Annotated in this window: 26 protein-coding genes; 9 read left to right on the forward strand and 17 right to left on the reverse strand. The window is 69.5% G+C overall.

Features of this window, described 5'->3' with window-relative positions; genetic code table 11:
• Positions 1 to 92: 92 nt before the first annotated feature.
• The gene (locus AB0C35_RS18690; protein WP_358457165.1) at positions 93 to 536 is read right to left on the reverse strand and encodes a heme-binding protein; all 444 of its coding nucleotides are present in this window, start codon (positions 534 to 536) and stop codon (positions 93 to 95) included.
• Positions 537 to 738: 202 nt separating this feature from the next.
• Here AB0C35_RS18690 and AB0C35_RS18695 point away from each other — a divergent pair, with 202 nt between their 5' ends.
• A complete protein-coding gene (locus tag AB0C35_RS18695; RefSeq protein WP_358457168.1) occupies positions 739 to 2,508 on the forward strand; it encodes a helix-turn-helix domain-containing protein in 1,770 nt (589 codons plus the stop codon).
• 212 nt (positions 2,509 to 2,720) lie between these two features.
• On the opposite strand, the gene AB0C35_RS18700 is transcribed toward AB0C35_RS18695, so the two are convergent.
• The 8 genes from AB0C35_RS18700 to AB0C35_RS18735 form a co-directional block, all read right to left on the reverse strand.
• Positions 2,721 to 4,073: an MFS transporter gene (locus AB0C35_RS18700; protein WP_358457171.1), complete on the reverse strand. Its 1,353-nt coding sequence runs from the start codon at positions 4,071 to 4,073 to the stop codon at positions 2,721 to 2,723.
• Positions 4,060 to 4,422, reverse strand: a complete 363-nt coding sequence (locus AB0C35_RS18705; protein WP_358457174.1) for a Rieske 2Fe-2S domain-containing protein — start codon at positions 4,420 to 4,422, stop codon at positions 4,060 to 4,062. Before AB0C35_RS18705 ends, AB0C35_RS18700 begins: the two co-directional genes overlap by 14 nt.
• Before the next feature lie 43 nt (positions 4,423 to 4,465).
• Positions 4,466 to 5,686: an FAD-dependent oxidoreductase gene (locus tag AB0C35_RS18710; protein WP_358457177.1), complete on the reverse strand. Its 1,221-nt coding sequence runs from the start codon at positions 5,684 to 5,686 to the stop codon at positions 4,466 to 4,468.
• Positions 5,683 to 6,027, reverse strand: a complete 345-nt coding sequence (locus AB0C35_RS18715; RefSeq protein ID WP_358457180.1) for a Rieske 2Fe-2S domain-containing protein — start codon at positions 6,025 to 6,027, stop codon at positions 5,683 to 5,685. Before AB0C35_RS18715 ends, AB0C35_RS18710 begins: the two co-directional genes overlap by 4 nt.
• 71 nt (positions 6,028 to 6,098) lie before the next feature.
• Positions 6,099 to 6,812 carry an iron-containing redox enzyme family protein gene (locus AB0C35_RS18720; protein ID WP_358457182.1) on the reverse strand — a complete coding sequence of 238 codons (714 nt, stop codon included), beginning with the start codon at positions 6,810 to 6,812 and terminating at the stop codon, positions 6,099 to 6,101.
• Positions 6,813 to 6,846: 34 nt separating this feature from the next.
• The gene (locus tag AB0C35_RS18725; protein ID WP_358457185.1) at positions 6,847 to 8,283 is read right to left on the reverse strand and encodes an aldehyde dehydrogenase family protein; all 1,437 of its coding nucleotides are present in this window, start codon (positions 8,281 to 8,283) and stop codon (positions 6,847 to 6,849) included.
• A 15-nt stretch (positions 8,284 to 8,298) separates the two neighbouring features.
• The gene (locus AB0C35_RS18730) at positions 8,299 to 8,754 is read right to left on the reverse strand and encodes a RidA family protein (RefSeq protein ID WP_358457188.1); all 456 of its coding nucleotides are present in this window, start codon (positions 8,752 to 8,754) and stop codon (positions 8,299 to 8,301) included.
• Positions 8,747 to 10,378: a gamma-glutamyltransferase gene (locus tag AB0C35_RS18735; protein ID WP_358457191.1), complete on the reverse strand. Its 1,632-nt coding sequence runs from the start codon at positions 10,376 to 10,378 to the stop codon at positions 8,747 to 8,749. The genes AB0C35_RS18730 and AB0C35_RS18735 overlap by 8 nt, the downstream gene beginning before the upstream one ends.
• Before the next feature lie 257 nt (positions 10,379 to 10,635).
• Here AB0C35_RS18735 and AB0C35_RS18740 point away from each other — a divergent pair, with 257 nt between their 5' ends.
• Together AB0C35_RS18740 and AB0C35_RS18745 are read left to right on the forward strand one after the other, a co-directional pair.
• A complete protein-coding gene (locus tag AB0C35_RS18740) occupies positions 10,636 to 12,309 on the forward strand; it encodes a hypothetical protein (protein WP_358457194.1) in 1,674 nt (557 codons plus the stop codon).
• A gap of 9 nt (positions 12,310 to 12,318) precedes the next feature.
• Complete coding sequence (locus AB0C35_RS18745) at positions 12,319 to 13,050, forward strand: YoaK family protein (protein WP_358457197.1); 732 nt, start codon at positions 12,319 to 12,321, stop codon at positions 13,048 to 13,050.
• A 135-nt stretch (positions 13,051 to 13,185) separates the two neighbouring features.
• Here AB0C35_RS18745 and AB0C35_RS18750 read toward each other — a convergent pair whose 3' ends face one another.
• Genes AB0C35_RS18750 through AB0C35_RS18760 form a run of 3 tightly spaced genes read right to left on the reverse strand, consistent with a single transcriptional unit; the run spans position 13,186 to position 15,764 of the window.
• The gene (locus AB0C35_RS18750; RefSeq protein ID WP_358457200.1) at positions 13,186 to 13,524 is read right to left on the reverse strand and encodes an MGMT family protein; all 339 of its coding nucleotides are present in this window, start codon (positions 13,522 to 13,524) and stop codon (positions 13,186 to 13,188) included.
• 47 nt (positions 13,525 to 13,571) lie between these two features.
• Complete coding sequence (locus AB0C35_RS18755; RefSeq protein ID WP_358457203.1) at positions 13,572 to 14,990, reverse strand: S8 family serine peptidase; 1,419 nt, start codon at positions 14,988 to 14,990, stop codon at positions 13,572 to 13,574.
• A 27-nt stretch (positions 14,991 to 15,017) separates the two neighbouring features.
• The gene (locus AB0C35_RS18760; protein ID WP_358457206.1) at positions 15,018 to 15,764 is read right to left on the reverse strand and encodes a hypothetical protein; all 747 of its coding nucleotides are present in this window, start codon (positions 15,762 to 15,764) and stop codon (positions 15,018 to 15,020) included.
• Positions 15,765 to 16,071: 307 nt separating this feature from the next.
• Between AB0C35_RS18760 and moeZ the strand changes: the two genes are divergently transcribed.
• Entirely contained in the window at positions 16,072 to 17,253 is a 1,182-nt protein-coding gene (gene moeZ, locus AB0C35_RS18765; RefSeq protein WP_358457208.1) for an adenylyltransferase/sulfurtransferase MoeZ, read from the forward strand.
• Positions 17,254 to 17,308: 55 nt separating this feature from the next.
• Here the strand turns inward: moeZ and AB0C35_RS18770 are convergent, their stop codons facing one another.
• A complete protein-coding gene (locus AB0C35_RS18770; protein WP_358457209.1) occupies positions 17,309 to 17,599 on the reverse strand; it encodes a hypothetical protein in 291 nt (96 codons plus the stop codon).
• A gap of 197 nt (positions 17,600 to 17,796) precedes the next feature.
• On the opposite strand from AB0C35_RS18770, the gene AB0C35_RS18775 reads away from it, so the two are divergent.
• Both AB0C35_RS18775 and AB0C35_RS18780 read left to right on the forward strand, forming a co-directional pair.
• Positions 17,797 to 18,654, forward strand: coding sequence for a helix-turn-helix transcriptional regulator (locus tag AB0C35_RS18775; protein ID WP_358457211.1), 858 nt, complete (start codon positions 17,797 to 17,799; stop codon positions 18,652 to 18,654).
• The gene (locus AB0C35_RS18780) at positions 18,651 to 18,899 is read left to right on the forward strand and encodes a DUF397 domain-containing protein (protein ID WP_358457214.1); all 249 of its coding nucleotides are present in this window, start codon (positions 18,651 to 18,653) and stop codon (positions 18,897 to 18,899) included. Before AB0C35_RS18775 ends, AB0C35_RS18780 begins: the two co-directional genes overlap by 4 nt.
• Before the next feature lie 546 nt (positions 18,900 to 19,445).
• Here AB0C35_RS18780 and AB0C35_RS18785 read toward each other — a convergent pair.
• Both AB0C35_RS18785 and AB0C35_RS18790 read right to left on the reverse strand, forming a co-directional pair.
• Positions 19,446 to 20,021: a hypothetical protein gene (locus tag AB0C35_RS18785; protein WP_358457217.1), complete on the reverse strand. Its 576-nt coding sequence runs from the start codon at positions 20,019 to 20,021 to the stop codon at positions 19,446 to 19,448.
• 31 nt (positions 20,022 to 20,052) lie between these two features.
• The gene (locus AB0C35_RS18790; RefSeq protein ID WP_358457219.1) at positions 20,053 to 20,424 is read right to left on the reverse strand and encodes a hypothetical protein; all 372 of its coding nucleotides are present in this window, start codon (positions 20,422 to 20,424) and stop codon (positions 20,053 to 20,055) included.
• Positions 20,425 to 21,003: 579 nt separating this feature from the next.
• Between AB0C35_RS18790 and AB0C35_RS18795 the strand changes: the two genes are divergently transcribed.
• The 3 genes from AB0C35_RS18795 (at position 21,004) to AB0C35_RS18805 (ending at position 24,035) form a co-directional block, all read left to right on the forward strand.
• Positions 21,004 to 22,113 carry an ISAs1 family transposase gene (locus tag AB0C35_RS18795; RefSeq protein WP_358457222.1) on the forward strand — a complete coding sequence of 370 codons (1,110 nt, stop codon included), beginning with the start codon at positions 21,004 to 21,006 and terminating at the stop codon, positions 22,111 to 22,113.
• A 183-nt stretch (positions 22,114 to 22,296) separates the two neighbouring features.
• On the forward strand, positions 22,297 to 22,545 hold the full coding sequence (locus tag AB0C35_RS18800; protein ID WP_358457224.1) for a DUF397 domain-containing protein: 249 nt from the start codon (positions 22,297 to 22,299) through the stop codon (positions 22,543 to 22,545).
• Positions 22,546 to 23,741: 1,196 nt separating this feature from the next.
• A complete protein-coding gene (locus AB0C35_RS18805) occupies positions 23,742 to 24,035 on the forward strand; it encodes a hypothetical protein (RefSeq protein WP_358457227.1) in 294 nt (97 codons plus the stop codon).
• A 23-nt stretch (positions 24,036 to 24,058) separates the two neighbouring features.
• On the opposite strand, the gene AB0C35_RS18810 is transcribed toward AB0C35_RS18805, so the two are convergent.
• A complete protein-coding gene (locus tag AB0C35_RS18810) occupies positions 24,059 to 24,367 on the reverse strand; it encodes a MafI family immunity protein (RefSeq protein ID WP_358457230.1) in 309 nt (102 codons plus the stop codon).
• 232 nt (positions 24,368 to 24,599) lie between these two features.
• On the reverse strand, positions 24,600 to 25,091 hold the full coding sequence (locus AB0C35_RS18815) for a hypothetical protein (protein ID WP_358457233.1): 492 nt from the start codon (positions 25,089 to 25,091) through the stop codon (positions 24,600 to 24,602).
• Positions 25,092 to 25,315 lie beyond the last annotated feature (224 nt).

The raw sequence follows: 25,315 nt of genomic DNA on the forward strand, positions 1-25,315 counted from the left end.
ACGCAAGTCGCCAAGGTGGCCCCGCCCCAGCCGACGCTCACGCCGTGGCCACCTTCTCCTTGAAGGCGCGCAGGGCGGCGGCTCCGGCAGCGCTATCCGAGGGCGACCTTCTCCTTGAAGGCGCGCAGGGCGGCGGCGCCGACGGCCTTGTCCTGGTCGCCGTTCCCGCCGCTGACTCCGACGGCGCCGACGACCTCGCCCTCGTGGACGATCGGGAACCCGCCCACGAAGATCGCGAATTTGCCGGGGTGCATCTGGTTGATGCCGAACGCCTCGTTGCCCGGCAGCGCGGGACCGTTCGGCGGCTCGTTGAATTTGTGGGTGTCGCGCTGGTGGCCGGCGGCCGTGAACGCCTTCGCGATGGCGATGTCCACGCCGGTGAGGCGGGCGCCCGTCATCCGGTGAACCGCGATGGGGTGGGCGCCGTCGTCGGCGATGCAGATCGTCTGCTTCACCCCGATCCGGCGGGCCTCCTCCTCCGCCGCGGTCAGCATGATGAGGGCGTCTTCGAGGGTGAGCCGGTGAACGGTGTGCACGGGAAACCTCCAGTCGGGCGCCACCCCCAATTTCTAAATGAGGGGTATTGCCGGATTCGGAATGGTAAAGCAGGATGTGATTGACGGTTTTTCCCTCACTCGCCGTCCGCCACGAATTCCCTTCACTCCCGTCAGTCTCGAAGGCCCATGCCCATCGAGGCTATGTACACTCTGCCGAACGAACCGGACGGGATGTGGGCACATGGCACATCACCCTGCGACCCTGACGACCACCGAAGACCACCTGCCGGTCGGCACCCTGCTGGCGGAGCCGCTGCTGCGCGACACCCTCGTGGCCGGGGGCGCGGGGCTGGGACGCGGCGTCGGCTGGTGCCTCCCGCTGTCGGAGACGCGCCGCTACACCGAGGCGGCGGGCGCCGAGCCCGATCTCGCCGGCGTCGCCGTCCACCTGCCGGTGACGGCGCTCGCCCCGGCGGAGGAGGCCGTCGCCCTCGTGACGGAGCTGGCCCGCCGGGACGCCGCCGCGCTGCTGGCCTGGCGTCAGCCCGGCGCCGACGCCGACCTCGCGCCCGACCTGTCGGCGGCCGCCCGCGCCGCCGACGCCGCCGGCGTTCCGTTGCTGGTCCTGCCCGCGGAGGCCGACTACCGCGCGGTGAGCCGGCTCATCGGGCAGAAGGCGCTGGCGCAGTCCGCGCACATCCTGGAGTACGGGTCCCGCGTCCACCGCGCGCTCGGCGAGGTGCTGGCGCGCGGCCCCGGCGTGCCGGCCATGGCCCGCGCGGTCGTCGGGCTGTCGCGGTGCAGCGTCCTCATCTGCGACGCGGACGGGGAGCGCCTGGCGTGGGAGGAGGCGCCCGACGCCGCTCCGCCCGACCCGGACGCGCTGCTCCTCGCCCTGCCCGGCGATCTCGGCCGTCCCGAGGACCATCCCGAGTTCGCGAACGGCAACACCCGCGCGGCCGAGGTGCGGGTGCGGGTCGTCCCGGAGGGGCCGCCGGTGCACGTGCTCGTCACGCCCGTCCTGGTGGGCGGCAAGATCTTCGGGCGGATGCTGATGATCGAGCGGGCCTGCCCGCCGGACCCGCACGACCTCGCGCAGCACCGGGTGATCGCCGAGCACGGCGCGACGCTGGTCGGGTCGGAGATGCTGCGGCAGCGGTCGGTGCGGGCGGCGGAGGAGCGGGCGCGCGGCGACTTCGTGGAGGCGCTCGTCCACGGCCGGTTCGCCGACTCCTACGAGCTGGGCGCGCGGGCCCGCCACCACGGTTTCGACGTGGACGGCCATTTCGCCGTGCACGTGGTGGCCGCGCCGTCGCTGCTGCCCGTCGGCCGCGACTACCTGCGCCGGACGGTGACGGCGACCCGCACCGCACAGCAGCTCGAACCGGGCGGCTGCGCCCTGACCGCCGCGATCAGCTCGACGATCGTGGTGATCCAGCAGGTCGGCGCGGGGCACGACCCCGTCCGGCAGCGCGGGGAGGCCGCAAGGTTCGCCGAGCGGCTGCACCTGGCGCTGCGTCCGCAGCTCGGCGACGACCTGCGCATCACGCACGGCCGTCCGGGGCAGGGCGCCGCCGGGGTCGCGGCCGGATACCACGAGGCGCGGCTGACCATGGGCCTCGCCCGGCACGCCGCCGCCGTCCCCGTGTGCGGCTACGACGACCTGCGGGTCTTCGCCGCGCTGAAGGACGTGGCGGGCAGCGCGGAGGCGACGTCGTTCGCGCGGGAGACGCTGGCCCCGCTGCGCCGCGCGAACGGCGGCGACCTGGAACGGATCGTCCTCGCCTACATCAGGACGTCGGGCAACCTGAACGCCGCCGCACGCGAGCTCGGCATGCACCGCAACACGATGCTGTACAAGCTGGACCGGGCGTCGCGCATCCTGCGCATGGACATCCGGTCGGCGGAGGCCCAGTTCACGTTCTGGCTGGCACACCACATCGACACGCTGACGACAGTGAGTGGCACCCTCGCCGACGAACTGGCCCCACCCACCGCCCTCCCCCGCTGACCTGCTCTTTGGCTTGCCTGGTCTTGGCTACCTGCCCGGGGATGACCGTCTCGGGGGCTAACCAACCCCGGGGCTGACCGTCCTGGGGGCTGACCTGCTCCGGAGCTGACCGACCCCCGGGGCTGACCAACCCCGGGGGCTGACCGCCCCGGGGGCTCACCAACCCCCGGGGCTGACCGACCCCTGGGGGCTGATCTATCCCCTGGGCCGGCTCAGGTGGGGTCGGGGCCGGCGAAGGACGCCAGGAGGCCGAGCGCGGCCGTCGCGGCGCAGACGGCGAACACGATGCCGTAGGCGGGGGCCTGGTCGAGGACGGCGCCGACCCAGGCGGCGCCGAGGGCCGACCCGCCGAACCGCAGCAGGTTGAACAGGCCGAGCCCGGCGCCGCGGCGTCCGGCCCCGGACCGGGTGGCGCCGGTCGCGGCGGGCGTCTGGACGAACGCGACCCCCGCCCCGGTCAGGGCGAGGGCGGCGAGCAGCCACGGCACCGCCCCGGACGCGGCGAGGACGGCGGCGACCAGCACCTGCCCGGCGATGAGGACGACGAGGCCGCCGCGCAGCACGGCACGCGGCGACAGGCGTTCCATGAGGACGCCCGTGACCGGCCCCAGCACCGACATCACGACGGGCAGGCTCACCAGGACGGCCCCCGCGTACAGGGTTCCGGTGTGCCGCTCGGTGGTGAGGTAGACGGGCACGGCGAGCAGCGTCGCGCCGAGGCAGAACATCTGCGCGAAGGCGCTGAGGCAGGAACGCAGGTAGCGGACCTCCAGCAGCAACCGCGGCGGAAGGAACGCGTTGGGCCGCCCGCGCGAGGACGCCACGTAGGCGGCGGCGGTGAGCAGCGCGGCGAGGGCGCCGCACCATACGGCGGGCGACGTCGCGCCGAGGGTCGCGGCGGCGGAGGTCGCGCCGAGGCCGAGGCCCGCGGCGAGGGTGAGCAGGGCCGCGCCGCGCCAGTCGAGCGGGACCCGCCGCCCCCGCGTCGCCGGGACGAACCGGGCGGCGAGCGCGGCGGCGGCGAAGCACAGCGGGACGATCGGCCAGAACACCGCGTGCCAGCCGAACCAGGTGGCCAGCCCGCCGCCGAGGGTGGGCCCGGCGGCCTGGCCGACGCCGTTGGCCGCCGCCCACAGCCCGAGGGCCCGGCCGCGGCCGCCGCCGTGGAACCGCGACGCGATCACCGCCATGACGGCGGGCAGGATCGCGGCGGTCGCGACGCCCTGGGCGGCCCGCGCGGCGACGAGCGTCGGCAGGTCGACGGCGAGCCCTGCGCCGGCCGACGCGAGGCCGAGCAGGGTCATCGCGGCGATGAAGATCCGGCGGGGCCCGTAGCGGTCGCCGAGCCACCCCGACAGCGGCAGCAGGACGGCGAACGTGAGCGTGAAGCCGACGACGATCAGCGTCCCGGCGGCGATGGGGGCGTCCAGGTCCCGCATGATGAGGGTCAGCGGAACGTTGACGATCGTGTTGGCGACCGTGCCGGTGAACGTGCCGAGCAGCAGCGGGACGAGCACCGCCCAGTCGCCGCGGCCCAGCGGCCGCGGCGGGTCAGCCTCGGCCAACGGGCCTCCGCCGCCGTGGGCCGCCGCCCGCCGCGTCCTCCGGGGGGACGTGCACGAAGATCTGCCCGTCCTCCTCCTTCGCCGGATACACCTTGACCGGCTTCGTGGCGGGGGGCGTGACCGGCTCGCCGGTCGCGAAGTCGAACACGCTGCCGTGGCAGGAGCACAGCAGCCCGTCCTCGGTCGCCCGGCCCGATGACAGCAGGCAGTCGAGGTGGGTGCAGTAGTTCGCCATGGCGTGCACCTCGCCGTCCCAGCGGGCGACGGCGACCTCCGCCTCGCCCACGAAGAAGCGGCGGACGACGCCGTCGGGCACCTGCCCGGACCGGGCCACGCGCTGGTATTCCATGAGTCGCTCCTTGTCTCGGCCGCGCAATCTCCGCTGCGCGGTCTCAGCCGAGCGCGTCGAACAGGTCGGCCAGGTCGGCGTCCTCGTCGCGCAGGACGTCGGGGTCGAGGACGGCCCCGGCCGCGATGAGCTGCCGGGCGACCGCGAGGTCACCGCCGCGGTCGACGGTGAACGCGGCGCGCAGGACGCCGCCGGACAGGTAGAAGGCGATGAAGTCGAAGTCCTCGACGCGGCCCCGGACGACGAGCCGGTCGGTGCCGTCCCCGTGGCCCGCGTGCTGGAGGGCGTGCCCGAACTGGTCGGACCAGAACCACGGCGGGACGGTGTGCGCGGACTTCCCGCCGAGGATGTTCTTCGCCGCCGCCATGCCCTGCGTGCTGGCGTTGTCGAAGTGCTCGGCGCGGACGTGGCGTCCCAGATGCGGCCGCCACTGGCGGGCGACGTCGCCGGCCGCGTAGACGCCGTCGACGCCGGTCCGGCAGTACTCGTCGACGGCGACGCCGCCGGCGGTGTCGATCCCGGCTCCGGTGACGGGCTCGACGTTCGGCACCATCCCGGCGCCGACGACGACCACGTCCGCCTCCAGGGACGTCCCGCCGCCGGTGGTGACGACTGCGCCGGACGCGGTCTCGGCGTAGTGCTCGACCTTCTCGCCGGTGCGCAGGTCCACGCCGTTCGTGCGGAGCAGCGCGGCCATCACGTCGCCCATCAGGTCGCCGAGGACGTGCCCGAGCGGACGTCCCGCCTGCTCGATCACCGTGACGTGCGCGCCGAGGCCGATCGCCGCCGAGGCGACCTCGCAGCCGATGAACCCGGCGCCGATCACCACGACCCGCGCGCCGGGCCGCAGTTCGGCGCGGAGCCGGTCGGCGTCGGCGATGGTCCGCAGGTAGCGGACGCGGTCGCCGGTGACGCCGGGCAGGTGTCTCGGACGCCCGCCCGTCGCGATGAGCAGAGCGTCGCCGCGCAGCGACGAGCCGTCCGCCAGCTCGAGCGACCGGTCACCGGGACGGATCGCGGCCGCCCGGACGCCGAGCCGCAACTCCACGTCGTTCGCCTCGCACCATTCCGGGGTGAGTACGCACAGCTCGTCGCGGTCCTGCTCCCCCGCGAGGTACTCCTTCGACAGCGGCGGACGCTGGTAGGGGGCCTCGTGCTCGGCGCCGACCAGCGTGAGGCGGCCGTCGAAGCCGCGGCGGCGCAGCGTGCGGGCGGCGACCGCGGCGGTCTGCCCCGCCCCCGCCACGACAACTGATTCGATCATGTTCGTTCCCTAGGCTGCGGGTCGACGTAGACGACGCCGTCGGCGATCCGGACGGCGTGGCTCGGCTGGCACTCGTCCTGGCCCTCCACCTGGCCGGTCGCCGGGTCGAAGACCCACTGGTGCCCCGGGCAGATCACCCGCCCGTTCAGGACGGCGCCCTTGGACAGCGACCGCTGCTTGTGGATGCACGTGTCGTCCAGCGCGTAGACGTCGTCGCCGACCAGGAACAGGGCGATGGGCCGTCCCGCCACGTCCACGGCGAGGCGCCTGCGCCTGCGCACCTCCGCGAGCGTGGCGGCCTGCACCCACTCCCCGACCTGCCGGCCGAGCTGCTTTTCCACGGGGCGTCCCTCCTCACGTGTGGGACGGCGGCGGGACGGGCCGACCGCCCCGCCGCCGGGTCGGAATCGGATCAGGTGGTGACGAGGCCGGGCCGGACGTAGCTGTCGTAGAGGCCCTGGGTGTAGGAGAACCGCATCTCCGCGCCCCACCGGCACATCCGCAGGCACCGCTGCTGGAGCTCCGGCGTGTCGGCGTGGTCGAGGACGATCTGGTAGCCGCGCTCCCCGTGCACGACGTCGGAGGTGATGTGCAGGTCGAAGAACTCGATCTCGTCCTCGGTGAACCCGTACACCTCGCGCAGCGGCACGATCTGCTTCTTGTAGATGCTCGGGACCTGCGACTCCAGGCCGACGACGAGTGCGGCGGTGGCGACCACGAAGTGCTCCCGCATCGCGACGGCGTAGCACCACGACTGCAGGCCCCGGGTGATGGCGTTCATGTTGTCGGGGTCCTCGACGCGCTCCTTGGTGGTGCCGCACGCCTCGGCGAACCGGATGAGCAGGTCGGTGTGGCGGATGTCGGCGAGTTCCTCCTCGTACATGTTCTGGAGCGTGAAGTCCTTGGCGCCGGTGAACTCGTCGGGCGTGTTGGCGTAGACGTAGGCGAGGTAGTCGGCGAACGGGCCGACGTAGTGGTAGTGGTTCTCGGCCCAGCGGGCGAAGTGCTCCCGCTTGAGCGCGCCGTCGGCCCACGCCTTGCTGAACGAGGCGTTCTTGGCCTCGCGGCCCTTGATGGCGTTCTCCAGCTCCGCGCGGAACGCGTCCCTGGACAGCAGCTCTGCCATTTCCCTTCTCCTTCCCTGCCCTTTCTCGGGCCGATTAACTGGGCGATATGTAGACGCTTTTCTCTTGCGTGTAGAAGAGCATCATCGAGGGCCCCGCCTGCTCCTTGAACGTCTGGGTGCCCGACTCCTTGAGCCCGCCGAACGGCACGGTCATCGCCATTCCGGACGTCGGCTGGTTGACCTTCACCAGTCCGCTCTCGGACCGCCGCGCGAACTCCAGCGCCCGGTCGAGGTCCCGGGTGACGATCCCGGCGGACAGCCCGTAGCGGGTGCCGTTCGCCAGCTCGGCGGCCTCGTCGAACCCGGACGCGCGCTGGAACGCCAGCACCGGCCCGAAGATCTCCTCGCGGGCGATCCGCATGTCCGGGGTCACGCCTTCGAAGACCGCCGGCCGCACGAAGTGGCCCTCGCCGTGGAGGCGCCGCCCGCCGGTGGTGAGCTTCGCGCCCTCCTCCTCGCCGATCCGCACGTAGCCGAGGAACTTCTCCATCTGGAAGCCGGCGGCGAGCGGCCCCATGTCGACGCCGTCGCGCAGCCCGTCGCCGACGACACGGGCCTCGGCGGCGCGGGCGACCCGGTCGAGCAGCTCGTCGTGGACGGCCCGGTGCGCGATGACCCGGCTCGTCCCCGTGCACGCCTGCCCGGACAGCCCGAACGCGCCCTTGACGATGATCTGCGTGGCGCGTTCCAGGTCCGCGTCGTCCAGGACGACGACCGGGTTCTTGCCGCCCATCTCCAGTTGCGCGCGCCGGGTGGGCCCGGCCGCGGCGTGGACGGCCCGTCCCGTGGCGTTGGAACCTGTGAACGTCACCGCCGCGACCCGTTCGTCGGCGGCCAGTGCAGCCCCCGCCTCGGCGCCGCCGTGCACGAGCGCGATCACCTGCGGCGGCAGCCCGCCGGCCAGCAACGCCTCCACGAGGCGCTGCGCCAGCAGCGGCGTCACCGGGCTCGGCTTGAACACCACCGCGTTGCCCGCCGCCAGCGCGGGGCCGATCTTGCGGGACGGGATGTTCAGCGGAAAGTTCCACGGCGTGATCGCGCCGACGACCCCGACGGGCTCCCGCCGCGTGTAGACGACGCCGCCGTCGGCCGCCGGGTAGCTCTCCCCGTTGATGCGGACGGCCTCGGCCGCGTAGAACCGCAGATTGCGGGGCGTCCGGGAGATCTCCATCGCCGCCTCGGCGCGGGTCTTGCCCTCCTCGCGCACCAGTTCGACGACCAGTTCGTCCGCCCGCGACTCCAGCCACCGCGCGGCGGCCTCAAGCACGTCGGCGCGCTTCTCCGCGTGGGTCGCGGCCCAGATGCGCGCGCCCTCGGCGGCGCCGCTGACGGCCTCGGCCACGTCCGCCGCCGACGACTCGGGGAACTCCCCGATGACGTCGCCCGGCCGGGCGGGGTTCCGCCGCCGGAACGTGGCGCCCGATGAACCGGGCGCCCACTCACCGCCGATCAGGTTCAGGCCACTGTGCATCTTCGGTCGTCCTCACTACTCGCGTGCCAGCGCGGTCAGCTCGACCTCCACGGGAGCGCCGCCGGGGAGGGCCCGGACGCCGATGGCGCTGCGCGCGGGACGTCCGAGGCCGGGGGTCAGCTCGTCCAGGACGGCCGAGGCGCCGTCCGCCACGGCGGACAGGTCGGTGAAGTCGTCGGTGCAGGCCACGTAGACGGTCATGCGCAGCCACCGGCGCACGCAGCCGGGATCCCCGACGGTCACGGCGGCGACCGCGTTGCGGGCGGCGACGGCGGCCGCCGTCCGGGCCCGGGTGACGTCCAGGTCGCGGCCGACGAGGCCGGTCGCGGTCAGGCGGCCGTCCACGCGCGGGGTCATGCCGGCGCTCGTGATCAGCAGGTCGCCCGCGCGGAGCCGTTCGGCCACCGCCGGGATGTAGGCGCCCTGCGGGCGGGGGACGGCGGGGAACTCGGGCATGGGCTGGTCAGACACCGAGGGCCACCCCGTCCTGGCGAGGGTCGGAGGCACCGAGGAGGGCGCCGTCCGCGACCGAGATGATCTGGGCGCTGCCGCCCGCGTCCCAGGGGCCCTGGACGGTGACGTCATGGCCGTACGACCTGAGCGCCTCGATCCGGGACGGGCCGAGCCGCGACTCGACGCGCAGTTCCGGCGGGCGGCCCAGGACGTCGGCGTCGCTGCCCGGGTGGACGGTGAAGCGGGGCGCCGCCACGGCCGTCGCGGGGTCGTGGCCGTGGTCGAGCAGGTGCGAGATGAGCTGGGTGTTCCACTGGACCTGGCCGTCCCCGCCGGGGGTGTTGCCGACGTGCAGCAGGCGGCCGGCGGCGTCGGTGACGAGCCACGCGTTCAGCGTGTGCAGGGGCCGGCGGCGCGGGCGGACCTCGTTGGGGTGGCCGTCGATCAGGTACGCGCCGCGGCCCAGGCGGTTGTTGAGGACGATGCCGGTCCCCGGGACGGTGATCCGGGCGCCGAACGTGAACGCCAGCGAGTGGATGAGGCTCACCGCGCGTCCCTCCGCGTCCACGGCGACCATGGACGTCGTGTCGCCGCCTACCGGGACCGGCGGGGCGACGCTCGGCGGCAGGTCGCCGGAGTCGAGGCGGGCGCGGGCGGCCGAGAGCGCGGCCGGGGCGAGCAGGCCGCGCCAGTGGCCGCTGTCGGCGCCGCAGCCGGCGAGGCGGTCGGCGAAGGCGACGCGGGCGGCGCACGCCATCCGGTGGACGGCCTCCGGCGACAGCCACGGCAGTTCCGCCGGCACGCCGTCGCAGAGCCCCGCCTGCTGCGCGACCATCCAGCCCGGCGTGGGCGGCGGGGTCAGGTGGACCGTCCGCCCCTGGTACGTGCAGGTCAGCGCCTGTTCGGGGACGGACCGGCCGGTGGCCGTCCACTCGTGGCCGGAGAACGGTGCCCCGGCGCCGGCCAGCGCGTCCACGGAGCGTCCGGCGAGACCGCCCGTGTAGAGGTCGTGCGGGTCCCCGGCCAGGCGGCGGAGCGTCATGGCCAGGGCGCGCTGGAAGATCGGTTCGCCGACGCGGGGGACGCGGCCGCCGGGGAGGAAGACCTCCGCCGTCCCCGGGTCGCGGGAGAGCGCGTCGCGGCGTTCGACGATGTCGGCGCGCGTCTTGAAGGTGCAGGGCAGGCCGTCCTCGGCGGCGGCGGCCGCGGGCGCCCACAACTCGGGCAGGTCCCGGGACGCCGAGTCCGCGTGCAATGCGGCGAGCGCGGCGACCGCACCGGGGACCGCGACGGCCAGCGCGCCTTCGAGGGGGACGGCGGACAGGCCGCGGTCCCGGTAGAAGGCGGGCTCCCCGCCGTCCGGGCCGAAGCCGCTGCCGCCGAACGCGGCGACGGACCCGTCCGGGCGGCGCAGCAGCGCGAACGCGTCGCCGCCGACGCCGCACTGCCCGGGAAGGGCGAGCCACGACATCGCGGCCATGGCCAGGGCGGCGTCCACGGCGTTCCCGCCAGAGGCGAGGACGCGGGCGCCGGCGAGGCTCACCGCCGGATGGCTCGAGGCGACCATCCCGCCGGAGGCGACCGCCGGGCCGCGGCCCGGGCACCCGAACTCGGCCGGCGTCGACGCGTTGGCTGCTGTCATGCCGCCCAGTCTCGGCGGCGCTGATCAGCACCGATAGGGGCCGATGGCCGAAGATCTCCCACTTTCCTTGGGCACCGTGCACACTGGGCCGGTGCGCTGCGGGTTCACTGGCGGGACGCCCGACATGGTGCACAAAATGACTAGCCGCGCAGTGTGCACGTTCCTCATTGTTCACCCACGAGCCATCGAGCACATTCTCTGCAACCGTTGCGCCCGTCGGACTCGAAAAGGGCGCGCGTACAGGGAGGGGGCGCGCTTTGGGAGCCGCTCACTGGATCTATCTGTCCGGAATCATCCTCATCATCGCCGTCATGATCGCCCGCAAGAACGTCGTCATCCCCGCGGTCGCGGCGACGTTCCTCTGCGCCTGGGTGTTCACCGGCGACTTCGCCACGGGACTGGAGTCGATCTTCAACGCCAGCCTGACCGCGGCCACCGAGCTGTTCAGCATCTTCCTGATCATCGCGCTGGTGACCGCGCTGCTCGGGTCGCTGCGCGCCCTCGGCGCCGACCGCCGCATGGTGGAGCCGTTCCGCGTCGTCATGCGGACCGGGCACTCCGCGTTCTGGGTGCTCGCGGGCGTCACCTACGTCATCAGCCTGTTCTTCTGGCCGACACCGGCGGTGCCGCTGATGGGCGCCATCCTGCTGCCGGCCGCGATCGCCGCGGGACTCCCGCCGATCACCGCGGGGGTCGCGATCGCCCTAGCCGGGCAGGGGATGGCGCTGTCCAGCGACTACGTCATCCAGGTCGCGCCCGGCCTGTCGGCCAAGGCGGCCGGGGTCGACGCCGGCGCGGTCGCCGACCGCGCCATGGTGCTGTCGCTGATCACCGGCGGGGTCGCGCTCGTCCTCGGGTACCTGATGAACCGGTCGGAGTTCAGGAAGCCGGACGCCGTGCTCCTCGAACGCTGGGAGGCCGGCGAGTCGGAGATGGCGATCCCGGCGCCGCGCCGTTCGCTCACCCGGGTGCTGCGGCGACGCGTCGTCCAGACGGAACCGGCGGCGACGGGCGGCGGGGAGGGCGGCGTGGCCGTCCTCGACTCCGGGCCCGGATCCGGCTCGGGCGCAGGTTCGGGCTCGGGCGCAGGCTCGGGCTCGGGTTCTGATTCGGTCACCGTGCCGCGGCCGCGCTCCGGCGAGGCGGACGGCGGATCGGGCGACGCGATGGCACGTGAGGCGCTGTCGTCGATGGGCGGGGGCGACCGGCCCGGCGCCGACTGCCCCCGGCGTTCCAAGACGTTCGCCGCGATCGTCCCGATCGCGCTCATCGGGCTGGTCGGCTACATGATGCTGGGCAAGTTCACCGGCCTCGTCCCCGAGGTCGTGGGCGGCGACGCGGCCGCGCTCGTCGGCGGCGTCGCCACGGCGCTGCTGCTGGCCGCCACGATCGCCAAGGACGGCCGGGGCAGCCTGGAGCGGTGCGCCGACCACATCGTGGACGGCCTGGTCTTCTCCATGAAGGCGATGGGCATCGTCATCCCCATCGCCGGGTTCTTCTTCATCGGCAACGCCGACTTCGCCGGACGGATCATGGGCATGGAGGAGGGCGCGGCGACGCCCGCCTTCCTGTTCGACATCGTCACGCAGATGCAGGAGGCCATCCCGGACAGCCAGTACGTCGTCGGCTTCGGCGTGCTGATCATCGGAATGATCACCGGGCTGGACGGGTCCGGGTTCTCCGGCCTGCCCCTCACCGGCTCGCTGGCCGGAACGCTCGGCCCTGCGTCCGGCGTCGACCCGGCGCTGCTCGCCGCGATCGGGCAGATGGGCTGCATCTGGGCCGGCGGCGGCGTCCTCGTCGCCTGGTCGTCGCTGATCGCGGTGGCGGGGTTCGCGCGGGTCCCCGTGCTCGAACTCGTCCGCCGCTCGTTCCTGCCCGTCATGGCCGGACTGGTCGTGTCCACCGTGATCGGACTGATCATCTACTAGGGGGGTGCCTTGACCGCCTCGTCCGAACTGTCCCCCGCCGCCGCGCCAGCAGCGGCGGCGGGGGACGCGGGGGAACGCCCGGCCGGCGCGCTCCGGCTGCGTGCCGTGCTGCTGGTGCTGCTCACCTTCGGCGCCGGGACGACCGACGTCGTCGGGTTCCTCGGCATGGAGAAGGTCTTCACCGCCAACATGACCGGCAACATCGTCCTGTTCGGGCTCGCCGCCGGCGAGGGCCACGGGCCCGACCTGGCCCGCTGCGGCGCCGCCACGGTCGCGTTCGCGCTGGGGCTGCTCGCGGGCTTCCACATCGCCGGGCGCCCCGTACCCGGGCGGGTCTGGCCGAGACGCGTCACCGCCGTCCTCGGCGTCGTACTCGCCCTCCAGACGGCGTTCCTCGCAGGCTGGGCGCAGGCGGGCGCCGAACCGCACGGCGGCGCGCTGGTCGCCCTCATCGCCCTGTCGTCCACCGCGATGGGCGCGCAGACGGCCGCGGCTCGCAGCATGTCCGCCGACGGCATCACCACCACGTTCGTCACCGGGACGCTCACGTCGATGATGGGGGCGTTCGCGGTTGGCGGGAGCGCGGCGTCCGGCCTGCGCACCGCCGTGATCCTCAGTCTCGCCGCCGGCGCCGCGGTGGCGGGCGCCCTGATGGCCCACGCCCCCGTCCTGGCCGCCGCCCTCAGCCCGGCGGTCCTGGCGACCGTCGTCGCCCTCGCCTTCCGCCTCCACCGTTCCTGACGAGACGCGCCGACCAGGCCCCGCCCGAACAGAACCGGCGCCCGACAAGGGCCCGTCCGATCAGGACCCGTCCGATCAGGACCCGTCCGATCAGGACCCGTCCGATCAGGACCCGTCCGATCAGGACCCGTCCGATCAGGACCCGGCCGGCCCGGCCGGGTCGTGCTGGGACGGGCCCGGCCAGCGGGCCCGGGTCATGTCGACGCGGCGGCCGTCGGGGCGCAGGGGCGTCCCCTCGGCACGGTAGTGCTCGTGGGCGCGTCCCTCGTGGCATTTCGGCGGGCTCCCGTCCGCGCGGATGACCCGCCACCACGGGACCCCGCCCCCGTACAGGGACATCACGCGCCCGACCTGCCGGGGCCCGCCCCGCCCGACCAGCTCGGCGACGTCGCCGTACGACATGACGCACCCCGGCGGGATCAGCTCGACGGCGTCCAGGACCGCTTCGGCGTACTCGTCAGGGTCTGCATGCACCCGCCAATTCTGCCCCCTCGCGCTCCGTCAGGCCGGTTTCGCGCCGATCACATGGGCGGTGGTGGGCCGCCCGTCGGGCCGGGCGGCCGGGGAGGCGGCGGCCTCGGCGGGTTGAACTGCGGACGGCCCTGCGGCTGCTGCCCGAACGGCGGGCCGTAGGGGCCGGCGCGCGGCGGGACGGGCCGCGGCCCCCCGGCCGGGACGGGCCGCGGGCCCGCCGGCGGACCTCCCGCCGTCCGGGGGTGGCGGCGCCAGAACGTCATCGAGATCGCGACCGCGGCGATCGTCCCGCCGATCCCGGCCGCCACGATCACGATGATCAGCGTGCTGACCCAGGCGGGGCGCTCGATGACCTCGACGGGGCCGGGGACGTCCTTCCCGAAACGCTGACCGGCGGGTTTGCCCTTCGCCGCGCCGGAACCGGCGGCCGCCAGCGTCCCGGCCGCCGCCAGAGCGCGGGACGCGTGCACCTCGCCGAACCCGACCTCCGCGTTGTAGCCGCCCGAGGGTCCGTGCTTCGTGCTCTCGATCAGCGCCTGAGCGATCAGCGCCGGCGTCAGGTCGGGGTACTTGGCGCGGATCAGCGCGACGATCCCGGAGACGACCGCGCTGGAGTCGCTGGTGCCGCTGCTCAGGAAGTACCGGCCGTCGGGCCCGGCGACCGGCAGGTCCTTCCCCGGCGCGGACAGCAGCACCGAGAAGTTGCGGTTGGAGAACGGGGCGCGGGAGTGGTCCCCCTCGGTGGCGGCGACCGCGATGACGCCCGGGTAGGACGCCGGGTAGGAGTACGGCGCGAACCCGTCGCCGTCGAGCGTGCGCTCGTCGTCGCCTTCGTTGCCGACCGCGGAGACCACGGCGATGCCCTTGCCGATGGCGTAGCCGATGGCGGCGCGTTCGTCGCCGACCTCGTTGTCCTTGCCGAGCGAGAGGTTGATGACGTCGGCGCCGTGGTCGGCGGCGTAGCGGATGCCGCGGGCCACCGAGTGGTCGGCCTTCTCCGACGTCCGGTAGCGGAGGTAGTTCGGGTCCTCCGGCTCGCTGATCACCCGGACGGACAGGACGCGAGCGTCCGGCGCGATCCCGATGACCCCGTTGCGGCCGCCCGGGCCGTGGCCGTGCCCGGCGATCAGCGACGCCATCGCCGTGCCGTGCGCCTGCGTCGGGGTGGACCCGCCGTCGACCTCTTCGAGCATGTTGGGGCCGGTGGTGACCGACCCGGCCAGGTCGGCGTGGCCGGCGTTGACTCCGGAGTCGACCACGGCGACGGTGACGCCCTTGCCCCGGGTGATCTTCCACGCGGCGTCCATGCCGAGCGTCTTGAGGATGGGCCGCTGCCGGTCGCGGACCATGTCGGCGTGCGCGGGGACGGGCATGAGCCACGTCCCGCCCAGCGCCACCGCGAAGACGGCGGCCACAACGCGCCGGGATCTCGGCACCCGGGCCGGCGCCGGAACTCGGGTCAGCATCGCCCTCCTGTCAGCATCGCTCTCCCGTCAGCACTGCCACTCGGGCTTGGAGCAGTCGGGCAGGGCCTTGGCGGACAGCGACCGCGCGACCACGTGGGCGATCTGCGGTGCCAGGGCGAACGGCTCACCCGGCCGTTCCTTCGTGACCGCCGCCGCGGGGCGGCCGTCGGTCTGGCCCGACGTCGTCAGCACGACGTACGGTCCGCCGCGGTCGCTGGTCCGGTCCTGCCGGGCCTCGTCGGTGAACCGGGCGGACGCCGTCCCGGGGAACGGCGCCGCGTGCAGCGCGGGACTCACCGAGCCGGAACCGTCCGGGCCCTTCGAGCCGGGCAGTTCCTTGTACGCCTTGTCGGCCTTCCAGGGATCAGGGAACACCACCACGCCGACCGTGACGACGACGCCCAGGAGCTGGTCGACGTAGGTGGCGCGCAGGACGGCCTTGCAGCCGTGCCTGCGGATCGTCTTCGCGATCTGGGCGTCCACGGCCTGCGCGCACCCGGTGTCCGGGACGATGCCCGTCCGGGAGGCGTACTCGGTGTGCCCCGTCTGCGGGCTGTAGGGAAGCCGCTCGGGGAAGATGCGCTGCGCGGGCCACGCCTGCCAGCGGCGCGCCACCTCCTTGTTCGCCGCCACCTGCAACTCGGCGTTGGTGGGCTCGCGGGTGAGGGTCGCCCAGGCGCCGGTGAAGGAGATCCCGGTGGTGACCAGGTAGCAGCATCCGACGACGAGCGCGACGACCATCCACTGCCGCCCAGTCAGGCCGAGCACCGTCACGGGACGCGCGGGAGGGGGACCCGGGGGACCCGCGTACGGGCCCGCGCGATGACCGTACGGAGGGCCGCCGGGCATGCCGGGCGGGTACGGGGGCCGCGGCGGGGGCGGCTGCTGAGAGGGGGGCAGGAATGCCACAACAGTCAAGATTAACTGTGCTTCGCGACATTCCGCCCTGACATTGGGGTTAGGGGCCCGTCCGGGGCGTCCGCCGCCCGGGAATGCGGCGGCACATGGCAAGGTTGTGCGGGGTGAGGACGAAGATGTCCCGCCCTAAACACAGCCGAGCGTCAGCACAGGAGCACCCACCGTGTCGTTGCCACCTCTGGTCGAGCCCGCAGCGGAGCTCACCCGCGACGAGGTCAACCGCTACTCGCGACACCTGATCATCCCCGACGTGGGCATGTCCGGGCAGAAGCGACTGAAGAACTCCAAGGTCCTGATCGTGGGCGCCGGCGGCCTCGGCTCCCCCGCCCTGCTCTACCTCGCCGCCGCCGGCGTGGGCACCCTCGGCGTCATCGACTTCGACGTCGTGGACGAGTCCAACCTCCAGCGGCAGATCATCCACAAGCAGTCGTCCCTCGGCAAGCCGAAGGTCGAGTCCGCCGCCGAAGCCGTCCGTGAGATCAACCCGCTGATCAACGTGGTGCCGCACAACACCGCGCTCGACCGCGACAACATCATGGACATCTTCTCCGAGTACGACCTGATCCTCGACGGCACCGACAACTTCGCGACCCGCTACATGGTGAACGACGCGGCCGTGCTGCTCGGCAAGCCGTACGTGTGGGGCTCGATCTACCGCTTCGACGGCCAGGCGTCCGTCTTCTGGGCCGAGCACGGCCCCTGCTACCGCTGCCTCTACCCCGAGCCCCCGCCGCCCGGCATGGTCCCGTCCTGCGCGGAGGGCGGCGTCCTCGGCGTGCTGTGCTCCTCGATCGGCTCCATCCAGGTGAACGAGGGCATCAAGCTCCTCACCGGCATCGGCGAGCCCCTCGTCGGCCGCCTGATGATCTACGACGCGCTGGAGATGACGTACCGGTCGGTCAAGGTCCGCAAGGACCCCGAGTGCCCGCTGTGCGGCAAGAACCCGACGCAGACCGAGCTCCTCGAGGACTACGAGGCGTTCTGCGGCGCGGTCTCCGAAGAGGCCACCGAGGCCGCGAAGGACTCCACGATCACCGTCCTCGACCTCAAGGCCATGCAGGACAGCGGCGACGACATCTTCCTGGTGGACGTCCGCGAGCCCAACGAGTACGAGATCGTCTCGATCCCGGGCGCGACGCTGATCCCGAAGGGCGAGTTCCTCAACGGCTCCGCCCTGGAGCGCCTCCCCCAGGACAAGAAGATCGTCCTGCACTGCAAGTCGGGCGTCCGCTCCGCCGAGGCCCTCGCCGTGGTCAAGAACGCCGGCTTCGCCGACGCCGTCCACGTGGGCGGCGGCGTCCTGGCCTGGGTCAACCAGATCGACCCCAGCCAGCCGTCCTACTGACGCACCCAAGGCCCCCGGACTCTTCGAGAGTTCCGGGGGCCTCGCTACGTCAGGCTCATGGCACCGGCGAGAGCCAGACCAGATCCGAGACCATCCGCCGCGACGCGCTCTCCGGAGTGAGCCACCGCCCGAACCCCCGCCCGCTCAACGGCACCGTGGCAGCCGACCCATCCGGCAGGACGATCCCGTACGCCACCACCTCATCCACAACAGCGTCGCCCTCGCCGAGGACCTCCCGCACGAGAGCGAACAGCCTCGGCGCCACACCTCCACCAAGCGCCACGGCCCACTCCGCCACGTCCGCGTGGTAGACAGTCGGTAGTTCGGATTCGTGGACGTCATCCATCCGGGTGCTCCCTTCCGAGCGACCGGGCCGGGACGGACGTAGCCGCCAAGCGTTGATCCGTCCCGGCTCACCCTCATTTGCGGAACTCACTGCATCCATCCGGACACTGTCGGTATAGTCGCATCGCATACAACACAGGGCAAGTTGCTTTGAGTAATTCGCTCCAGGACTTCCGAGCGATCATGGAAGGCTGAAAGATGGCGGCTACATCCAGGCCGGGGACCCTCCGTTCGCAGTGGCTGGGACAGCAACTCCGCGAACTTCGCGACAGCAAGGGAATCCTCCTCAAGGAGGCCGCCGAGTACCTGCAGCGCGACACCGCGACGCTCAGCCGGTACGAGACGGGCTTCTACCCGATCCGACGTCCCGACCTGCTCGCGCTCCTCGACCTGTACGGAGTCTCCAACCCGGCACTTCGCGAGAAGCTGCTCAACCTCAGCAAGGACGTCTGGCAGAAGGGCTGGTGGGACGGGTACGCCGACGACGTCGCAGGTTCCCTGATCGACTACGTCTGGCTGGAGTCCCGCGCCACCCACATCCGGTCATATGCGGCAATGGTCGTGCCCGGCCTCCTTCAGTCTCCTGCGTACGCCGACCGTGTAATCCAGGCAGACGAGTACGAGGCCACGGACGAGCAGATCAAACGTTGGTACGAACTCCGCATGACGCGCCAGCAGGTCTTGCACAAGACTGACCCGCCGCATGTGACCGCTATCCTGGACGAGGCCGTGCTGCGTCGCAGGGTCGGGGCGCCGCATGTCACCAGGGATCAACTTCGCCACCTGATCAAGCTCTCGGCGTTGCCGACAGTGGACATCCGAGTGCTCCCACTGGGGGCCGGAAAGCTGGCGAGCGTTTACGGAAGCTTCGAGATCTTCCGGATGCCGAGCCCCTTCCCCGAGGTCGCCTACACAGAGACGCTGGCGGGTGCGATCTACACCGAGGCACCCGACATTTCGCGATTCGTCCATGCCTACGATGGCCACATGGCCATGGCCCTCGGGTCGGCCGAATCCGTTGCGATGATCGCGGCGATAGCGGAGGAGGAGCGTTGAGCACGACAGAACCACGCGACACCCTTAACCCCGAGGAACGCACCCACGTCGCCTGGCACATCAGCAGCTACAGCCCCAACGGCGGCGGCAACTGCGTCGAAGCAGGCCCCCTCACGGACGGCACCGACCGCGTCGCCGTCCGCCACAGCCACCGCCCCGACGCCGAAGTCATCCTCTACACCCGCGCCGAATGGCAAGCCTTCCTCGCCGGCGTCCACAACGGAGAATTCGACTTCTTCACCTGAGGTAAAACGCCTGAGCTGCAGAATCTTTTCAACCAACACGCCACGGTCAACGGCCGGCAGCCCAACCAGGTCGCCGAGAACATACTGTGAGCGGCGGGACGAGTACACCCAAAACCACAAAAGTAGCCCCGCAGATCACTCAGTTGATGTCGCCGGTGACCCAGAAGGGGTGAGTGTCGGTGGCGATGGGTTGTGAGAGATCATCCGCCCTACCAGGGCTTCTTCACGTTTCAGGGCCCGCCACGCCGCCAGCGATCATGCTGTGATCACCAACCAATAAGCGCTGGTGGAAAAGGCTCAAGGTATCCAACATTTCTTCTGGGGTCCCGGCCACAGTCCTCATTTGAGTCAATTGCGTCCGAAGCTCCACCGGCATCATCATGCCCACGCACCGCTTACGGCTCCTGCAATTTCTAAAACAGCGATTATTCACCCGCTGAGTTCACCACACGAAAAGTCGACGGCTATGAACTTTGCCGACTTCCACTTTCTACTTCAGTCCCAATTCCTTGCTCTCGTAGTCCAATCGCCAAAATTCCATTTCGCCTAGAGTCGAATCTGCCAACCCGCACAGCGCGCGATTGCGCGAGCAACAGCAAATCTTTGATCACTCTTGGCTTGAATTTTCTGGAGCTGAAGCTCAAAGCCCGCTCTCAAATTCTGCATTTTCTCCATGCATTTCAAATCTTGATTTTGCCACATATATTCAACTCCTGCGAGTGTGGTCTTGAGCTCACCAAATTCCACCATTTGATAGCCGCTAACTCGGTGCACTATATTGTCGCACGCCTCCCAGAAATTGCCCGGACTGTACTGGATCACCGACGCACGTCTTTCGATGAATGTCTCACCGGCCACGGCCAGGGCCACCCCACCGGCAGTCGACTGAAAGTACGTCGTGGAGGCAGATTCCTCCATATTTCCAGCCTTGGAACGCCAGTCGGTTATCGCATCGATCGCTTCCAAGCGAACACCCCCTCTCATCTCACCGTAGACATGGACGATTTCGTCTACAGCCTCTAGGAGCGGGGTCTCGATAACGGAGAGTAACGGAATCATTCGCGCCAACCTCAGTGCCCCGAGGACCGTCAGGAGATCTTCATCTATTTCGTGTTCCTTCATTTGGGCCTCATTTCACGCAGTTATCTCCTGACTACGACTCGATACTCCAGAGCCAATCCTGAAGTTCCCAGGGATCCTCTCCGCAATGCTCAACGTACCGGCGCCGCCCGTCGATTGATTCGAACACCTCGGCCAAGTCACCCACTTCACCTTCCTCAGTAGAGGAAAACCATCCGGGGACCTTCAATTCGGGCAGTTTGTCGGATTCAAATTCTCCCCGAACAGCAAGCTGGACGCCCGCCACCAAGGCGGACCGCACACGCCTCGCGTACGCACCAACGTCACCAGCAACCTCCACCACGAAGGATGTCAGCAGCAGCGGAGCATCAGGAACGTCGGCCCGCGCGCTCAAGCGCTGCACCTCTTCGGCGCCGGCGAATTCATGGAACGACCATCGATACACGCCTCACCCTCCCCCGGGGAGCCGTCGGAGCGCACGTTCCGCAGGATCGTGGAGGAGGGCTCTTCGGGTCGTATGGACGAGGCTTTGTCCGGGTGGATCGCGCGGCGACACCGACGATGAAGGCGCCCGCTCGTGGAACCAGGACGGCTCAATGCTGCACGACGCGGCACCACGCTCGGGCACGAGCCGAGCTCGACCACCCAGCCGACAGGCGAGCGTGGATTTGATGGATTGATAACCACGGCGCTCGTACGGAGCCACATGCCGGGCTCGAGGTCTGCAGCTTGGACCCAGGCGTTGATGTCGTCAGTGACCCCGAAGGGGTGAGCATCGGTGGCGATGACCACATCACTATTGGCTATTCCTGGACATTCTATTGCCTTTCACTAGGCAATTAATTCGTCAAGTCCCTGTACTGCGTCGGCAGGGATCCGGCAAGGTCGTGAAGTGAGGCTGTGACCTGCGGGTTTTATTAAGCCGCTGGTTGGCTCTGCGGGTTCGCAAGTGGCGGGAGGGCCCCGAGCGGTTCGATGGAAGTTCTCACACTCACCATCGCCGTTCGCGAGGACCCACCCGCCGATGACATCTTCCTCTGTTTCTGCTGCCCGTGGCCAGTACCTGCTGGATCTGCTCGCGCAGGTGCCCGATCCCCGCCGCAGGCGCGGTCGGCGGCACACGCTGGTGAGCGTGCTCGCGGTGGGAATCGCAGCAGTGGCCGCCGGATCGCGTTCGTTCGCCGCGATCGGCCAATGGGCCGCCGACGCCGGCGACCAGGTGCTGGACGCGCTGCGCGCCGCTCGCGGGGCCGCAGAAGAGTCGACGTTCCGGCGGGTGTTCGCCACGGTCGACGCCGGCACCCTGGACGCGATCCTGGGAGCCTGGCTGTGGACACGGGCCGCTCGCGCCGGCGGCCGGCTGGTGATCGCGATCGACGGAAAGACCATCCGCGGCGCCCGCGACAAGGACAGCAAAGCGCCGCATCTGGTCGCGGCCCTGGCACATGGCGCCGGTGCGGTCCTCGGGCCGGTCGCGGTCGCGGCCAAGACCAGTGAGATTCCTGCCGTCCGGGACCTGCTGCGGGCCTTCACCGACCTGACCGGGGCGGTGATCACCATGGATGCGCTGCACACCCAGGCCGGCACCGCCGAGCTGGTCATCGCCCGCGGCGCGGACTACGTGATGACGGTGAAGGGCAACATCCCCACGCTGCAGCGGCGGTTGAAGAAGCTGCCCTGGGCCGATGTCCCGGCAGTCTCGACGGTGACCAAGGGCCGTGGCCGCCGGACCCGGCGCACGATCAAGGTCGCGTCGGCGCCGGCATGGATCGAGTTCACGGGCGCGGCCCAGATCGCGCAGCTGCGGCGCACCGTCACCCGGGGCGGAAAGAAGACGGTCGAGGTGGTCTACCTGGTCACCAGCGCCGACGGCCACAGCGCCGACCCGGCGACGCTCGCATCGTGGGTGCGAGGTCACCGGCATATCGAAAACCGGCTGCATTGGGTCCGCGACGTCACCTACCAAGAGGACAAATCGCTGGTCAGGACCGGAAACGCGCCCCGCGTGATGGCCACGCTACGCAGCTTCGCGATCAGCCTGCTCCGCCTCGACGGGCACGCCAACATCGCCGCCGCCAACCGGCACCACGCCCGCGACCCGCAACGCACCGTCACGCTGCTTCAAACCGCATGAACGACTTTGCCGTGTCCCTGCCCCCTTCCCAGAGGTGGCCTACACCGAGACGATGGCAGGTGCCCTTTACATCGAGGCACCCGAGAGCGAACGGTTCGCACGAACGTACGCTGGACACGAAGCCTCGGCCCCCGGATCGGCGGAGTCAGCCGATTTGATCTCGGTAATCACAGAGGAATGGCAATGAGCACGGCACAGACCCCGCGCCAACTCAGTCCCCAAGAACGCACCGAAGTCGCTTGGCACATCAGCACCTACAGCCCCAACAACGGCGGCAACTGCGTCGAGGCAGGCCCCCTCACAGACGGCACCGACCGCGTAGCCGTCCGCCACAGCCACCGCCCCGACGCCGAAGTCATCCTCTACACCCGCGCCGAATGGCAAGCCTTCCTCGCCGGCGTCCGCAACGGAGAATTCGACTTCTTCACCTGAAGTAAAACGCCTGAGCTGCAGAATCTATTCAACCAACACGCCACGGTCAGCGGCCGGCAGCCCAGCCAAGTCACCGAGAACATACCGTGAGCCGCGCCTCAAGCTCGCCGATCCGAGCGTTCACGACTCCAGCCGAGCTTGTGGACAAGCCACACAACCGTGAGCGGCGGGACGAGCACACCCAGAATCACAAAAGGTAGCCCCGCAGATCCACTCGAACTCACTCGGTGGCTTTAGGCTCAGGCATCAGCATTATATCCTGGGCGACTTGTAGAGCCCATTTCATGAACTCGACAGACACGCTTTCAACTCTTGGACTGATACTCACTTGCGCACTTGACCAGTCATCAGATGAGCTGAAAACGGCAAGAACGGCACCGTCTGGGTCCGTCGAAGGATCAACGAACTCCAACACACGCTCATCGCCGACATCGTCTATATCGATGACCTGGATCCTGCGATCCTCAAAAGTAGCAAACCTCAAAAGAAACCCTAATCCAGGAACCCGGAGAGGACCACTTCCGCCTCAATTCTTTGTTCTCGTAGTCTAATCGCCAAGAACTCCATTTCGACTAGAGTCCCCTTTCGGCTAGAGTCGACCAGTTCGCGAGCACTGGACCTGATGTCGGCATACGAGCCTCCAATGGCTTCGCGCAAAACCTTGAGGAGTTTCACCGGTCGAGGATTGCCCGCCGGAAGAAGAAGCGTCGCCAAACCATTTTCAGTCAGGAGTGCGGAGCGAATGTCTTGCGGCGCCTCACCCGTCCCCCCTGAGTGCGTGGACATGCCACATGTTTCACACTCGCACTCCGCGTCCCAACGAAGCTCTCCCTGAAAAATCAGCTGAATAACATAGCAACTCGCCGCGCTGTCACATTCGCTGCATTGCCATTCCATTTCCGCTGATTGCTTAATCACTTCACCCACCCTCCCATGCGCCAGGCTCAGAGTGCTCGTGAAACCGGATTGTACTTTGATGTAGCCACTGGATGCCCATTCCAGGGACTATGGAGCTGGGGAGAAGGCGAGTCGGTGATCGTTGAACGGACCGGAAACCGGGGGCGGGCGCCGTCGGAGCGCACGTTCCGCAGGATCGTGGCGGAGGGCACTTCGGTCGTCTGGACGAGGCTTTGTCGGGTGGATCGCGCGGCGACACCGACGATGAAGGCGCCCGCTCGTGGAGCCAGGACGGGTCGATGCGGCAGGAAGCGGTCGCCGGGCCGTCCGGCACGACGCGGCACCACGCTCGGGCACGAGCCGATGATCGCCGGGGATGGAGTCGCGGCGGTGAAAGCCCTGGCCAGCGGCTGATTGATGCCACGACACTGGTCACGGCCGACTGTCCGCACTCCCGCGAGCCACTGGCGCGGCTGGTCCGCACCAAGGGCGGGCACTGGCTGTTCTCGATCAAGGGAAATCAGCCCACCATCCAGGCCAACCTCGCTGGCTGGCCATGGCGGGAGCTCGAGAACCTGCATCTGACCAGGTAGAAAGCCCATGGCTGCTATCGCCTTTACTCGGCAATTAATTCGTCAAGTCCCTGTACTGCGTTATGTTCCTCCAACCGGATGGAGAGCGCGACAAGATCTTTATAAAGTTCACGGGATATCCGGAGCTCCTCTTGATAAATCCAGGAACAAAGAGTATCGAACGCCAACCCCATTTCTCCCACATAGACGAGTTCAGTAACGTCCTTCCGGACGTCACTATTCGTAATCGGCGACCTCTGCAGCAGAGAAAGTATGTCCGCCTGCCCCTGGCTGTAGTGCATAAAATCACCCGATCGGGAAGCCCGTGATGACCCGGCCAGTAGCGGGTACATAGATTACACGGATATTTACACCATTATGAACGCCCTCATTCTTAACGCGAGACGGCGCACCCCTCCTGGTGTACATGGAATCATGCGAACCTGTTTGCCACGTCCATGTGCTTGACGGGCTACTCGCCACGTCCGCTACTCCGTCAAAGGATCTTGTCGGTGTCCCATGGACCGTCAGCCGGTTCGAGTCGGGCTTCTACCCGATCCGCCGCCCCGATCTGATGGCGCTCAGTCAGAATATATACTCGATAGCCTGGGCTGGATCGGCCCACATTATATCGTATATCTTATTCCATTCTCCAAGCTGTCGCTCAGCCCGGATAGCGTCTTCCACCAGACTCGGAGAGAACGAGGTGTGGGTGCGCAGTCTATCCACTTCCGCTTGTGACGCTTTTCTTCCTATTTCGCCGCGAAAATTCTGAATATAGAAATCGACATCAAAGCCTACTTGCACCTTGAAAGCAGGGATCGGAAATTCTAGAGGCATCCGGCCGCCGAGAACTTTCCAGCGCCCTGACTCGACGTACTCATCCATCGTCTCGACCAAGAAGACGGGACTCGAAAAGTCAATATCCTCCAATTTTGGAAGGCGGCCGTTCACCATAAAATGTGGAATAAAAGTGGCAATAAGGAAGGAAGTTTCCGCTATTGCTGCAACTTGGCCTACGCAATATGTCTTACTGGTTGCCGGAATCGACACAAGGTCTCCCTCTTTGATCAGCATACATACTCACCAGCATTTCTGTAATCGGTATCGTTCATCTGATGACGCCTATTAGAGAGGGAGCTCTAGGCCCGCCACCAGACCATCCGCGACCCGGCCTCGTCCTCCAATCATCGCACAGACCAGCAGAAACAGACTTTGACGGCGCCCTGCGTTCATCCAGGTCACACAAACAGCGGTAACTTCCAGCGGTGGTCGACGATCCATGGGAACAGTAGAAGAAC

Source organism: Spirillospora sp. NPDC048819, assembly GCF_040650055.1.
Lineage (GTDB): Bacteria > Actinomycetota > Actinomycetes > Streptosporangiales > Streptosporangiaceae > Spirillospora.

Coding starts and splice junctions, on each gene's coding strand:
- AB0C35_RS18705 (WP_358457174.1), bottom strand. CDS start 4,422: ATGGAATACCAGCGCGTGGCCCGGTCCGGGCAGGTGCCCGACGGCGTC.
- AB0C35_RS18755 (WP_358457203.1), bottom strand. CDS start 14,990: ATGCTGACCCGAGTTCCGGCGCCGGCCCGGGTGCCGAGATCCCGGCGC.
- AB0C35_RS18775 (WP_358457211.1), top strand. CDS start 17,797: ATGGCGGCTACATCCAGGCCGGGGACCCTCCGTTCGCAGTGGCTGGGA.
- AB0C35_RS18815 (WP_358457233.1), bottom strand. CDS start 25,091: ATGCTGATCAAAGAGGGAGACCTTGTGTCGATTCCGGCAACCAGTAAG.
- AB0C35_RS18810 (WP_358457230.1), bottom strand. CDS start 24,367: ATGTACCCGCTACTGGCCGGGTCATCACGGGCTTCCCGATCGGGTGAT.
- AB0C35_RS18735 (WP_358457191.1), bottom strand. CDS start 10,378: ATGACAGCAGCCAACGCGTCGACGCCGGCCGAGTTCGGGTGCCCGGGC.
- AB0C35_RS18785 (WP_358457217.1), bottom strand. CDS start 20,021: ATGAAGGAACACGAAATAGATGAAGATCTCCTGACGGTCCTCGGGGCA.
- AB0C35_RS18795 (WP_358457222.1), top strand. CDS start 21,004: ATGACATCTTCCTCTGTTTCTGCTGCCCGTGGCCAGTACCTGCTGGAT.
- AB0C35_RS18770 (WP_358457209.1), bottom strand. CDS start 17,599: ATGGATGACGTCCACGAATCCGAACTACCGACTGTCTACCACGCGGAC.
- AB0C35_RS18695 (WP_358457168.1), top strand. CDS start 739: ATGGCACATCACCCTGCGACCCTGACGACCACCGAAGACCACCTGCCG.
- AB0C35_RS18805 (WP_358457227.1), top strand. CDS start 23,742: ATGCGGCAGGAAGCGGTCGCCGGGCCGTCCGGCACGACGCGGCACCAC.
- AB0C35_RS18710 (WP_358457177.1), bottom strand. CDS start 5,686: ATGATCGAATCAGTTGTCGTGGCGGGGGCGGGGCAGACCGCCGCGGTC.
- AB0C35_RS18725 (WP_358457185.1), bottom strand. CDS start 8,283: ATGCACAGTGGCCTGAACCTGATCGGCGGTGAGTGGGCGCCCGGTTCA.
- AB0C35_RS18720 (WP_358457182.1), bottom strand. CDS start 6,812: ATGGCAGAGCTGCTGTCCAGGGACGCGTTCCGCGCGGAGCTGGAGAAC.
- AB0C35_RS18800 (WP_358457224.1), top strand. CDS start 22,297: ATGAGCACGGCACAGACCCCGCGCCAACTCAGTCCCCAAGAACGCACC.